Here is a 13,888-nt window from a genome sequence, read left to right as displayed (position 1 = left end):
GCTATCAATTGCTATTCCAACACGAATGACAACATAAGCACATTATCATTAATCAGGGTTCTATAAAAAGGAGTTTTACCCGATGAATACTGCTACTCGCCAAGAGCATGATCTAATTGGCTATCGTGACGTTCCAGCCGATGCCTACTATGGCATCCAAACTTTACGTGCTTTCGAAAACTTCACCGTTAGTGGTGTACGTTTGCATCAATTTTCTACATTTGTTAGAGCGCTGGCTACCGTAAAAAAAGCCGCGGCAATCGCGAATAATAAAGTTGATGTGCTCGATGAACGTATTAAAAACGCTATCGTCGCTGCCTGTGATGATGTGATTGATAACAAATATCATGACCAGTTTATCGTCGATATGTTTCAAGGCGGCGCAGGTACTTCAACCAATATGAATGCCAATGAAGTCATCGCCAATAGAGCATTGGAAATCTTAGGCTATCAGAAAGGCGACTATCAGCACGTCCATCCCAATAATAATGTCAATCTTTCACAATCGACCAACGACGTCTATCCTACAGCGATGAAAGTCGCTTTGGATGATTACTGTACGCGCTTGTTACAAAAGATGAAGATACTACACGATAGCTTCATAAACAAAAGTATTGAGCTTGCTGATGAGTTGAAAATGGGTCGGACGCATCTACAAGATGCAGTACCTATGACTGCTGGTCAAGAATTTAATGCTTTTGCAACGATGATCAAAAAAGAGATGGCTCGTATAGAATCTAGTCGTGTGTTATTTCACGAAATCAATATGGGTGGTACAGCGATTGGTACAGGATTAAACGCTCCTGTTGGCTATTCAGAGCTCTGTGCACAAACATTAGAAGAGCTTACAGGCAGACCTTATTACATCGCCGAAGATTTGATTGAAGCCACGCAAGACACGAGTCCTTATGTGGCGTTGTCCGGCAACTTACGTTTACTCGCTGCACGCTTATCGAAAATTGCTAATGATTTGCGCCTACAGACGTCTGGCCCGCGGGCAGGTCTGGCTCAATATCGGCTGCCAGAAATGCAGCCTGGTAGCTCGATTATGCCGGGTAAGGTAAACCCAGTAATCCCAGAGGTAGTCAACCAAGCCTGCTTTCATGTGATGGGGGTGGACAATGCTATCGCTATGGCCTCTGAAAGTGGTCAGCTACAGTTGAACGTATTCGAACCTGTCATGGCATTCAATTTATTTACGGGCATGAGCATGCTGTCAAATGTTTGTGAGGTTTTTGCGACTCGTTGTATCGATGGTCTTATGATGAATAATGAGGCTTGCCGTGTTGAGGTATTTAATAATATAGGCTTGGTTACCGCACTGAACCCACATTTAGGTTATGAGTCTTCGTCTTATGTGGCTAAAAAAGCACAAGAAACGGGCGGCAGTGTTTACGACATTGTTTTAGGTGAAAAACTAATGAACAAAGAGACTTTGGACTTTGTCTTATCTCCTGCCAATATGGTTTATCCAAAAGTGAAGCTGATGCCTTAGTTTCAGTGTTAGTTTTGCTTTGAGTTAACAGAAAAGTCGTATTTGCATTTGCTAATACGGCTTTTCGTTGTTTGATGCTCGAGTCGTTAGAGTAGGTCAAAAGTTACTACATCTTTTACTCTCAAAGTGATTTAAATAGACCTAGATACCAAAGAGAATCTATCAGCCTAGTTTAATTTTTTAGAGCTAAGGTTGTTTTGCTCAATCAGTTATCAACATTAATTACAAATATTAAGGATTAGACTTATGCGCCAGTTAAGTACCCAAGATACGGATTTTGAGCAGCAGCTAGCTACTTTGCTTGCCTTCGAAACTGTCAACGATGCCAACCTGCTAAAAACAGTAGATGACATCATTGCTCAAGTTAGACTTGATGGTGATAGCGTCGTACTGGCACTAACTCAGAAGTTCGATCAACATCCAGCCACATCAATCCATGAGCTTGAGCTGTCTAAAGACTCTTTGGCTGAAGCGTTTGCTACTTTAGATGACGAAGCGAAAGCAGCACTAACCACTGCGACAACAAGAGTAAAAGACTTTCATCAACGTCAAGTACAAGAAACGTGGCAATATGAGGATGAACTGGGCAATCGACTAGGGCAAAAGGTCACACCACTTGATCGAGTTGGTATTTATGTACCAGGTGGTCTGGCCTCTTATCCCTCATCAGTCTTGATGAACGCCATTCCTGCGAAGGTAGCTGGTGTTAAAGAAGTGATTATGGTCGTGCCAGCACCTAAAGGTGTGCTCAATCAATTGGTCTTAGCAGCGGCTCATTTAGCAGAAGTCGATCGAGTATTTACGATAGGCGGAGCGCAAGCAGTGGCAGCATTGGCGTATGGTACAGAGACTATCCCGCAAGTGGATAAAATTACGGGTCCTGGCAATAAGTTTGTGGCCGCTGCAAAGCGTGCAGTCTTTGGGCAAGTGGGTATCGATATGATTGCAGGGCCATCAGAAGTGCTCGTATATGCTGAAGGCGAAGCAGATGACCGTGCTGATTGGCTAGCAATGGATTTATTGTCGCAAGCGGAACATGACCGTGTGGCTCAAGCTATTTTTGTGACAACTTGCCCTAAGCAGCTTGCAGCAGTGGCCATTGAGATTGAGAAGGCGTTAAATAATCTGCCAAAAGCCGATATCGCCCGAGACTCTCTAAAACATCGTGGCGCACTAGTACTAGTGAAAGACCGTAGCGAGGGTATGGCCGTTATCAATCGGGTGGCACCTGAGCATTTAGAGTTGTCTGTTAATGATCCAGATGCGCTACTTAATGACATTCGCCACGCTGGTGCTATCTTTATGGGTCGTCATACACCTGAGGCTATTGGTGACTACTGTGCAGGGCCTAATCATGTGTTGCCAACATCAGGAACGGCAAGATTTTCTTCACCGCTTGGTATCTACGACTTCCAGAAAAAATCATCAATTATTTACTGTAGTGAAAGTGGTAGTAAGCCGTTAGCTAAAACTGCTGACATTTTAGCTCAACGTGAAGATTTAGATGCGCATGCGCGTTCTGCACGTTATCGTTATCAGTAGGATAGTTAGAGTAATCAAACCCCAATATTAATCACATCACCTAAGTAAAATACTAACTAGAGAAAGGTTGCTAACACTATGCCTAGTATAGTGTTGGCAATCTTTTTTACTTCTATCAAAATCAGTCATACCGTATATGAATTTATGATCTTGATATTCTTATACCCACACTAACGAAGTAGTTGGCATCTGACAAATATCAAGCCAGCCTATAAAGTGATTTTTCTATAGCGTTAAACTTAGTTAAAGATAGAGTGGATTTTGAGTATCAGTCAAGCTAGATAAGTCATTTTATTATACGAATGAAATGACTTATCTAGCTTGATAGTGGCCAACATATATATCTGATCAGATAATAAAGAGCTACTTCCAATGCTCTTAACTTAAAGGCATCCGGTCAAGTAAGTCACGTCTGGATCTCCAGTCAGGCATGTACGTATCTAGTGAAGCTTTAGACCTGTCGTTATTGAAAGTGTAATAACTCATACACGATAATATACTCTAAACAGGGAAGGGCTTTTTAGCTAACTGAAGATTAAGTAATATTCCCCTTTCCTCGATATTGTATCTGCCGAATTTAATTGCGGAGCCTTACCCTTCACAGTCATGGTTAAGTTACCCTCGATTAATGCAAAATTAATTGATAAGTAAATAATAATTGTATATTGTTACGGTTTTTCAGGCACTGTGACGTTTGTAAGCCATTGTACTACTACCCGTCAGAAAGGGAGTATAAAATCACTAGTAACCTTTCTCATGTAGCTGTAACCCGTATTCGTACCAACCAATAATATGAAAGTAAAAATATTAAATAGTTCTGACCGAATTACTAACTTATTAATACAAGAAGCTTTATGATCTGACTATGCAAGTATGAAAGCTGGTTGCTCATTAGCAATGGAGTATTGTTTGAACGCCCCACAAATAGCAGTAATTATTGCGACCAAAAACAGACCTAATCTACTAAAACAGCGAGCTATAAACTCAGTATTAAATCAAACCATATCACCGAGCTATATTATTGTTGTAGATGACTCTCCAGAACAAATTCAGTGTCAAAACAGAATGATAGTCGAATCTATTCCATCAACTAATTCCCATATTCAATATTTACTAAACCAGCGAACTGTCGGTGCTAGTGGAGCATGGAATACGGCAATAGAGTATCTGAGCAACAAACAAAAGCAGGACTTCGGTTCACTATTTCTAGCATTTCTTGACGATGATGATGAATGGCATCCTAACTACTTAGAAAACTGCAAATCGTTAGCAATCAAAAAGCATTGTAATATGGTGGCAGCTGGATTTTACCGTTGTGAAGGTAATGAACAGCAGCCTATTAAATGTATACCTCCCGACTCAATAAATGAAGAACTGTTCTTGTGCGGAAATCCAGGTATTCAAGGCTCTAACCTATTCTTATCACTAGATATTATGTTGATGGCAGGCGGTTTTGATGAGCAACTATCAAGTTGCACTGATCGAGATTTGTGTATACGCCTCTGTGAATTAGACGCAACACGCTACTGCAATATAAAAAAACCACTATTGAATCACTATGCCGATAGTGACCGTCAACGCCTTAGTACACCAAACTCACCAGCCAAGAATAATGGGTTAGCAGTTTTTTGGCAGAAATACCATGGACGTATGAGCGCTGATCAAAGTAACGCGTTCCTTGAGCGCGCAAAGCGCCTATTTTTCTGGCAACCAGAAACATTACCAAAAAAAATACTAAAGCAGGAATCTCAAATCGCATTAACTCTTGGCGTTGAATTAGGAAGTTTTTTATTTAACCAATTAGAGCAAGCTATAGAAAAAGTTCATCATTTAGGCCAAAAAAATCTGGTTAGCTTCAATATCGTTTTGACCACAACTAAAAAATTAGATCAGATTGATTTGCGTGCGCTTATTGAACAGATAAATCAACTGGGAGTTACTTGCTATAATTTATGCCATCAGCAAACGTGTATTGAAACAGCCACAGCATTTGTTGCCAAAGAAAATATTGGTAATAGCGCATGGGTATTAAAAGATGGTGACTTTCAAAAGCAACGCTCTATTGGAAGCGAGAACGATTTATCAGCAATACTGACGGACTTAGGCGCTCGTCATTTATGTACTAACCGCTGTAATGAGCTCCTCTTAAAACCGCATGCAACACTCGCTAATAGAATAAAACAATGCCGTATTGATGCAGCTAATGATCGTATCAGAAGGCTATTTGGTATTCATGAGCTTCTACTACTTGGCATTGGCTCTGAAGCTGTTGTTCTGACAGATGGTAAACGTGTTTTTAAATGCATTGACTATTGGAAAACCCACATACCTGCTGAGCAAAGCAATTTTTTAAAATGGTCCAGTTCACATTGGTACAATCTACCTGGTTTATATACCCTTGACGAAGTTATATCAGATGGAAAAACTTTGGTACTCACTTATCCCTTTGAAAATAGCATCCCTTATCAAGGTGGCAACTGCGAACAAGTGATTGACTTGCTACACAGTTGCAGCAAAGCAGGAATTGTATGTAATAACATGCACCCGAAAAACTTAATAAAAACCCAGAGTGAAGTGAAACTGATTGATTATGGCGCGGATATTCGCCCGTGGAATGAATTAGGGTTTGAACACATGGCTCGGAGGGCTTATCTAACTATTCATCATGTGGATCATCCAAATCTCAAGCACTTAATGCGCCAATCTCTGCAGACAATAAATATCCCAGAAATGCAGGGTTATCAAGCATTTCGTCAAAGTTTAACTGGTATTGATTGTAACCTTAAACAAGCACAGGATGCGTGGTTGCCCCTTGGCCCACTAGAAAAACCATCCAAACCATTTGCTCTAACTATTGGTGTGATTACCGGTGATGCGCATAAGTTATTGCCGTTATTGAATAGTATTGCTGATCTTGCACAATGTGATTTTTTATCCCGTATAAACTCCATAGTGCTATGCAACGGTTGCTCAGATGCTTCTGTGAAAGAAGCGCTTTCATTCAGTAAAAGGTTAGTGGGTGATATAAAAATAATAAGCGAAACACAACAGATAGAAGATGCCGCAAGCGGCCTATTTGGTTCCGACTTGGCCAAGCGACCAAAAGGTCAGGTAGGAATTGCACATGCACGGAGCATGCTGCAAAAATATGTTGGTTTAAAATGCATAACGACTCCAAATAACTATGCTTGGATCCTTGATGACGATATGCGTTTAGATGCCCGAGCCAAACAGTTTCTAGCTTGGCTGCCAGTGTTTAAGCAAGCAGATGTCGATATAGTGATCGGACAATACGAAGGCTCATCGCCTAATCCTCCGTTAAATGGCCTACGTGGGCAATTGGTAGATCTACTTCATAACTTACGCTGGCTTGATAAACTACCAAACAATATTGAACTGCCTGATCGCAGCCACGAAAATACAATACTTCGAAATAAGTATCCTGATTATTACTATGACTTATCTCGTAAACATACGGCTCATATCGAAGCACCATTTTGGCTCGAACCCGCCTACAAAGGTGAAAGCGTCACTGAAGCTCGCTCTCGATTGATTGCACATGCGCCTTTATTGGTCACAGGATTTCCACTCACTCGTGCCATTGTTCCAATATGCTCAATATCCCCATTAGCTACAGCAAAAGATACGGTAAACCGTGGAGGCAACACCTTTGTACTAAACGCTAAAGCCTTAATACAAACGCCTAACCTAATTTTTAAGGTTAACGGCCGTGAAGCTCGCCGTTCAGACATGGTCTGGGCAATAGTCAATAAACATTACCATGGACTAACTATTAAAAGTGCACCATTTCCTGTTCAACATACTGGGCGTATACAGAACGAACCAATTTTGAATTTAAGTAAAGTACAGGATGAAATTATGGGATCAGTATTGTACGCTGGTCTGCAAGAATTTCTACGAAACAACGAACGACATAACTTGGTCTTTACTGATAGTGAGATTGGCCAGGTATGGAAAGCGACCAAATCAGAATGCAACACTCGTCTTTTACGTTTAAGGCTCAGTTTTTACCGAATCAATGGTTTAACGCAAGCTTTATCCAAATATCCAGAACTGAGCGAGTTGTATAAATACTTGGCTAGCTCTTTTAACCCAGATGCTTTTACTAAATTAGAAACCCAAGTTAAACAAATGAACGAGTGCCATATTTACGAATTTTTAAATCAAATAGTGCCGCAGAGTGACCGCTTTGCAAAAGCACATCAGAAACCCCTTGAGAGAATAGAATAAAATGCCTTTTAAAAATTACTGCGAACTCCCAACACCACACGGCACATTTAGAATGTACGATACTGGCAACGAAATGTTACGAGTAGTCACCTTTGGTGATATCAATAAACTAGAGAGTAAACCAATACTGCGATTACATTCTTCCTGCCTAGCCTCTGAAGTATTTGAAGCAAGGGATTGTGATTGTGCCGACCAATTGCGCGAATCCATGAAGATAATGGCACACAATGGAAGTGGGATCATTTTCCACTTACATCAAGAAGGCCGTGGACAGGGCCTTTCTAATAAGATTCAAGCAGTATACAAAATGCAGAGCGAAGCTTTAGATGCAGCAGAGTCGTTTGAGGCACTGGGTTTAGAACAAGACGTTCGCGACTATGCACCAGCCATAGATGTGCTAAAAGAAATGGCAATAAAACAAGTACTATTGGTATCAAACAACCCACGTAAGCGACGCGCACTAGAACAAGCAGGAATCGAAGTAGAACTACTTAATACACACCCACAAATACGGCCTGAAAATATAGATTACTTGAAAAGTAAAAACGAAAAATTAGGGCACTGCCTGCCTTTAAGTTTAGAGTATGACAATATTAACTCTATTTTATTTTACCATTCAGACCAAACCTGGGGAGAGCTTTCCAACTTTTCAAAACATGCCATATATCTGCATAATAAAATTTGGCCGACAGCAGAGCACTTTTACCAAGCACAAAAATTTATAGACCCTATATTGCAAGAGCGCATACGCTGTGCAGCAAGTCCTATGTTAGCCAAACAAATGGCTAAGCAGTTAGAATCACAACACCTACAACCTAACTGGCATAACATTAAGGAAGATATAATGCTGCAAGCACTTACAGCCAAATTTACTCAGAACCCTGAACTTGAAGCGTTATTATTATCAACCCAGCAATATCACATAGCCGAACATACACTCAATGACAGCTATTGGGGCGATGCAGAAGATGGTAGCGGCTTGAATCGGTTAGGTGAACTGTTAATGCAATTGCGTAATCAGCTACAGGTCAACAAAGAAGCGCAACTATGTGTGGAATAGTCGTGCTTCACGGTGATACCGCCGAACAGAATATATCAGCTACTTTAACTCGCCTTTCTCATCGAGGTCCTGACGACCAACACTATTGGATCAAGGGGAAATTAGCTATTGGGTTTGCACGTTTAGCAATTAATGATGAAAGCATTACAGGACGCCAACCTTACAAATCCAGCTGTATGATAGGAGCTTTTAATGGCGAGATTTACAATGCAGATTTACTTGCAAAACAATATGACCTCTTCCGTAATAGCGACTGCGATACACATGTAATCGCACCACTATTCGCTCAACTGCGTGAGCAGGTACTAAGCGAGTTAGACGGATTTTATTCAGGGGTTATTTATCAACTGGAGACAAATTCGATTCTATTGTTTCGCGACCATATGGGTAAAAAGCCACTGTTTTACGGTCACGCCAATAACAACTTATTTGTTGTCAGTGAACTTAAAGCCCTACAAAATATTGACTGGTTCGAGCAAGTGCCCCTTGGTATTAGTCAGCTTGACTTAGCCACGGGCACGCTCACCCAAATAGCACGCCACCAACAGTTAACCAGTACAACATCTAATCTGCTTTCAGCAATGGAACAAGCAGTCATTAAACGCTTACCTAAACAGCCCTTCGGTGTTTTCCTGAGCGGAGGTCTAGATAGCTCGATTATTGCGGCTATAACTTGTCAGCATCGCCAAGATGTAACTTATTTTACTCTGGGAGATTCCGATAGTATTGATGTTGCTATGGTTGAAATGCTTGTTAAACACCTAGGATTAAAGCAAGTTATCTACATCCCATTACCAAGTGAGCAAAAGTTACCCGGATTGATTGATAAAGTACTTTACACAACTGAAAGTTACAATCCATCAATCATTAGCAATGGCCTTGCGACCTATTTATTAGCTCAAGCAGCACAGAGGAAAGACTTAAAGGTAGTACTAACCGGAGAAGGGGCAGATGAGCTGTTTGCTGGTTACCATGAGCAACTATCCGAACAAGAGTGGCAAGTTATTCGTACCAAGCTGATAATCGATATGCACTTTACGGAACTTCGTAGGCTTGATAAGTGCAGCATGGCACACAGTATTGAAGCTCGTTGCCCATTTTTAGATCGTACAGTAAAGAGGGTTGCCGATAACCTTGAGCATAAGCAGTTCTATATTCCCGGTTACAACAAAATAGCACTTAGGGACGCCTTTAGGCACTTATTACCTGCCGAGATCGCAAACCGAAAAAAGACCTCTTTTGATGTTGGCAGTGGCATCCGAAAGTTGGTAGTGGACCATTTAACCCGTAACGGTAATACAGAAATAGCAGAACTTAAGGAAATATGGAAAGATACATTCACATATGATGTAGACGATCCTTACTTTTTTAGCTATCCAACATTTGATTCTGCTATTGCTAAACGAGGAGCATCTCACAGATGACAGTGCACTTAGCTCAACAAATACTACTCGCTAAATTTAAGCAAGAGCCATTCCATAATTTATACCTACTCAACAACGTACACCCTGCAACGATGGCATATGGCGGTACCTGTTCAGACAAAGCTCTAAGCTACTTAGCGGCAACCAAAGCAGCCGGGTTAAATGCATACTTGCACTCTGCTCGCATTGGTGGAAAAGATATTCACCGACTAGTAAGACTTGAAATAAACAACCAGCGCTACTTTGCAGATATTGGCAATGGGTGGCCATCCATTCAACTCATCCCAGCCGCAACTCCTATTTTATATGAGTGTTATGGTATGCGCTTTAGAACCGCAATAGAAAATGGTGTGGTCACAGTCTACCACCGAAAACGTAATGTAGAAAAAAAACAAATGGAAATTGATATTGCCGCAAAGCCTGAAACCGAAATCTATCACAGTATTGAAAACCGCTTTTCTGCCGATATTATCTATCCATTTAGTAGCCAGTTACGTTTCTCGATGGTTGTTGGTAAACGCTTTTTATTTATTCGCGATACCCAATTAGAAATTTACAGCAATAGTGGCTACGAGGAAGTGCCAAACATCAGTAGGAGTAACCTGCGAGACGTTATAGAAGGGTATTTTGGCTATGATATTAAGCCAATCGAGTCTCAATTTAGCAATAGAAACTAATTCTAAAATTTGATCTGATAGTTTCATTCCACATGTAATACTCCTATCTCCCAAGTTGATGTGTACGGATTTGACGGTATAGGTCCCACGTCAGTGGGCCTATCTTCCTGAAGATACAATCATTATCAGGGTAACGCAAACCACTGATAGCGGCAATTCAGTATGACCGATATAGTGGGTAGATATGCAGCGAGCCAGCTTACCGACCAGTGAGTATATTGGTTCGATTGTAAAAAGCCACAAAGTGGGCGAACTTGAGCAAGCGATCGCGGATGTATTTGCATAAATGGTTGATGATTATTCTCCTAATGCGCTCAATGGTATTTTCAACTATATTTAACTATAGCGTGCCGTGCCAGGGTCGTCAGTCGGTCGTAGAGTGCTTTACTAAGCTAAACGGTTTAGTAGTACTTAGACGTGATGATGAGGGCTTGTCAGACAGGCTGATGCGGATTATCTATGCCAATTGGCAAGCGCTGGCAAGTGAGCGCGGGCTGGGATTTTTGCAGTTTGTTCTCGATACGCTATACCCCAAACAAAATGAAATTATGAGGCTTTGGCATTCTAAATCCTTAGCGCACAAATATCCCTCATATCTGACCGATACCGCGCGTACAGATAGGTTTTTGACCAGTCATATTCGTATTAAACTTGATGCAGTGGTAAATATCTGCGAGCTGTCAGAGCTTGCTCCTACATTATCACGGCTTGTACCGTGGCAAGTTGTGCCAGAGATTGCGGTTAACATACCATCAACTCAGAATATGGACGTCAAGGTTGCGGTGGCTGGCGAAGTTATCGCAGTAGCTGATTTTTCCCCTTTTTGAAATATTTAAGAATAAATTTGACATATAATAACCCTAGGGTTATATTGTACTTAATAATTCATACCCCTAGGGTTATGGTTATTACAATAGAAATGAATTTTGATTATAGGAGGTTGTTATTAAGTCATCCGAGCTTATAGATATGCTCATAGCAGATGGATGGTATTGGGTCGCCACTAAGGGTAGTCATTTTCAGTACAAGCATAAAACGAAAAAGGGCAGGGTTACTGTCCCACACCCTAAAAAAGACCTACCGAAAGGTACTGTTAATAGTATTTTCAAACAAGCTGGATTGAAATGATCCAGTGGCTTTAGCAATAGTTAGCTTTGTTTGCAAACGAAGCTAACGTTTGACTACAGCTAACTTGTAAATGCTAATAAAAAATCTGTTTTGAAATAATCTATACCGTTGAATTAATAAAACCTATATAAAGGAGTCTAGCCATGTTTTATCCTATCGCAATCGAGAGAGGAGATAGTCATACAGCGCATGGTATCCGTGTACCTGATTTACCAGGATGCTTTTCTGCTGCTGATAACTATCAAGACGCTGTTGATATGGCGATTGAAGCTATCGAGCTGCATTTAGAAGGCTTGGTAGAAGACGGAGAACAAATCCCACTTCCTTCTGATATCGGTGCTTATATGGATAATCCAGAGTACGAAGGTGTAACTTGGGCTTTAGCGCCAGTCGATGTAAATCGTTATCTCGGAAAAACTGAAAAAATCAATGTAACTTTACCAAGTCGTCTGATTCATATGATTGATGAGAAAGTTGCAAGCAATAAAGAACGTTATAAGAGTAGAAGTAATTTTATTGCATTATTAGCAGAAAAGAATTTTTTTGCGCATTGATATTAGTGTTTTAATAAAAAGCCTCGCATTTGCGGGGCTTTTTTATTTCAAGAAGTAGATAGAGTTAAATTACTATTTTAATCCTTCCGTTAGTTTCTTCTCGACATATAAATTCCAGGCTGCCATTCGCATTTTCTGCCAATTTTCGTAAGTAGTATTTTCTTGAATAAAACTATCCCATTTTTCGTTTGGGATAGCTTCAAAGCCTTCTAGTGACTCCCTCTCAAATCCAGAAAACTTTAACAATTCATCAAAGTTAGAATATTTGCTACAGCTTGATATGAATTTAGGAGTCATCAGTTCATCTATTGGCATCTCATGTTCACCAGATAGGCTGGCTAAATTTTTTTCTAGCTGATCAAACCCTGTAAGATCCATTTCATTTTTCATAATTTTCCCTTGCGACAGTGATTTGTAGGCGTGTTAGATTTTAGTAAAAAAAAGTTCAATAACACTATATAAAGATAGCATAGTAAATATACTCTAAGCCTTTTTTTATAAAAACTCTCACTGCTACTTATACCACGGAACACTCCTCAAATCTCCAATTTATCTTTGCCACAATAGCCTTATCAAAACCCCAATTTTGATAAACTCGCCTGAGTAAATTTTCGAACCAAAAAGGGTGCTAACAATATGCCGTATATAGCGTTAGCACCTTTTTTGCTACTACTTATATCTAATCATTATCGATATTTACTCATCACGCTAATAGTCTTAAACCCTCTTTAACAAGGCTATAAGTATCTAAGAAATTACTACTTAATCCATAAAATAATCTTATTAAAAGCATAATCGTCAGCGAGCTTTAGTACTAGCAAGATATTGAAAGACTAATAAATACAATGATAAATACTAAAATAGTTGCTAATGCGCCGAAGCGACCTAGTGCAAGATCACCATGATTAAGCCAGTCAGTATGATTTTATGTCGCAGATTATCGATTACGATAATAAGGATATAGAGAAACTAAGTCTTTATGCTCGCCATTTGCAACCTATGCTACGTGAGAGGCTCAATGATAATGAGGTTTATTTTAGTAATATTATTATGAGCCACTACCGCTTTTCTAAGCTACGTCAACAAGATTTAAAGCTGCAATAAGTTAGTTTCTATCCGCTAAATATTGGTAGCGGTGGAGCTGGCAATGCTAAGGATAAACAAGAGGACTGGCTATCAAAAATAGTCGCAAGGTTAAATGATCTATTCGATACTGAAAACCTGGCTGATAGAGACCTAATCAATTACTCGCAAACTATCTGGGATAAAGTTAACGAAAACCAAATCGTCATGCATACGAATAGAGTTAGCGCTTTGAGTGAGAGGGATTGATTATGTCAGATAAAAATATGAATTTTTTAGCCGAAAGTAGATTTGATTATTTATTTGCTAATAAAGTCACTTCTCCACATAGCATGCTCACATACTGCACAAAACCAACTCTCTTTTGCCCGCATATAGGCGATATCAGCAGGTACTTCAATAGGGCAGGCGCTTCCACAATATTCACAGCAAACATCATCTAAGCAAGCATAGCATTGGCTTATAGTTTCAAATAATATTTGCGAGCTAATATTGTATTTTTAACAAAGCATACGTACATAATCTACATAGCTGATTTTATGATTATAGGCCCAATAATCTTCACAGACCCGTTTGTCCCAAGCATTTTGTGTCATGCTCCATTCAATCCTGATGCCCACAACATACTCCTTTTTAATGGCAGAATGACTATGATTAGTATCACATTTTTATGG

At 40.0% G+C, this 13,888-nt stretch carries 10 protein-coding genes; 9 read left to right on the top strand and 1 reads right to left on the bottom strand.

Translation table 11 applies throughout. The annotated features are described in order from the left end of the window. The first annotated feature begins 82 nt into the window (after positions 1 to 82). The 9 genes from ACT3S4_RS09100 to ACT3S4_RS09060 all read left to right on the top strand — a co-directional run bounded on the left by ACT3S4_RS09100 (position 83) and on the right by ACT3S4_RS09060 (position 12,131). Positions 83 to 1,495, top strand: coding sequence for an aspartate ammonia-lyase (locus ACT3S4_RS09100; protein ID WP_444760921.1), 1,413 nt, complete (start codon positions 83 to 85; stop codon positions 1,493 to 1,495). A gap of 246 nt (positions 1,496 to 1,741) precedes the next feature. After that, positions 1,742 to 3,037 (top strand): histidinol dehydrogenase, encoded by a 1,296-nt coding sequence (gene hisD, locus ACT3S4_RS09095; protein ID WP_444760920.1) that lies wholly within the window; start codon positions 1,742 to 1,744, stop codon positions 3,035 to 3,037. A 909-nt stretch (positions 3,038 to 3,946) separates the two neighbouring features. Then, the gene (locus tag ACT3S4_RS09090) at positions 3,947 to 7,288 is read left to right on the top strand and encodes a glycosyltransferase family 2 protein (RefSeq protein WP_444760919.1); all 3,342 of its coding nucleotides are present in this window, start codon (positions 3,947 to 3,949) and stop codon (positions 7,286 to 7,288) included. A gap of 1 nt (position 7,289) precedes the next feature. Further along, positions 7,290 to 8,348 carry a GTP cyclohydrolase II RibA gene (gene ribA, locus ACT3S4_RS09085; RefSeq protein WP_444760918.1) on the top strand — a complete coding sequence of 353 codons (1,059 nt, stop codon included), beginning with the start codon at positions 7,290 to 7,292 and terminating at the stop codon, positions 8,346 to 8,348. A gap of 2 nt (positions 8,349 to 8,350) precedes the next feature. After that, positions 8,351 to 9,772, top strand: coding sequence for an asparagine synthetase B family protein (locus tag ACT3S4_RS09080; protein ID WP_444760917.1), 1,422 nt, complete (start codon positions 8,351 to 8,353; stop codon positions 9,770 to 9,772). Next, positions 9,769 to 10,449 (top strand): hypothetical protein, encoded by a 681-nt coding sequence (locus tag ACT3S4_RS09075; protein WP_444760916.1) that lies wholly within the window; start codon positions 9,769 to 9,771, stop codon positions 10,447 to 10,449. Before ACT3S4_RS09080 ends, ACT3S4_RS09075 begins: the two co-directional genes overlap by 4 nt. A 317-nt stretch (positions 10,450 to 10,766) precedes the next feature. Then, the gene (locus tag ACT3S4_RS09070; protein ID WP_444760915.1) at positions 10,767 to 11,276 is read left to right on the top strand and encodes a hypothetical protein; all 510 of its coding nucleotides are present in this window, start codon (positions 10,767 to 10,769) and stop codon (positions 11,274 to 11,276) included. A gap of 118 nt (positions 11,277 to 11,394) precedes the next feature. Beyond that, positions 11,395 to 11,577, top strand: coding sequence for a type II toxin-antitoxin system HicA family toxin (locus tag ACT3S4_RS09065; RefSeq protein WP_198332463.1), 183 nt, complete (start codon positions 11,395 to 11,397; stop codon positions 11,575 to 11,577). Positions 11,578 to 11,720: 143 nt separating this feature from the next. Next, positions 11,721 to 12,131: a type II toxin-antitoxin system HicB family antitoxin gene (locus ACT3S4_RS09060; protein ID WP_105245849.1), complete on the top strand. Its 411-nt coding sequence runs from the start codon at positions 11,721 to 11,723 to the stop codon at positions 12,129 to 12,131. A 72-nt stretch (positions 12,132 to 12,203) separates the two neighbouring features. On the opposite strand, the gene ACT3S4_RS09055 is transcribed toward ACT3S4_RS09060, so the two are convergent. Further along, complete coding sequence (locus ACT3S4_RS09055; RefSeq protein ID WP_444760914.1) at positions 12,204 to 12,521, bottom strand: hypothetical protein; 318 nt, start codon at positions 12,519 to 12,521, stop codon at positions 12,204 to 12,206. Between the last annotated feature and the right edge of the window lie 1,367 nt (positions 12,522 to 13,888).

The organism is Psychrobacter sp. AOP30-A2-5 (assembly GCF_052378115.1).
Taxonomy (GTDB): Bacteria; Pseudomonadota; Gammaproteobacteria; order Pseudomonadales; family Moraxellaceae; genus Psychrobacter.
This window is presented reverse-complemented; position numbering and strand designations above follow the sequence as displayed.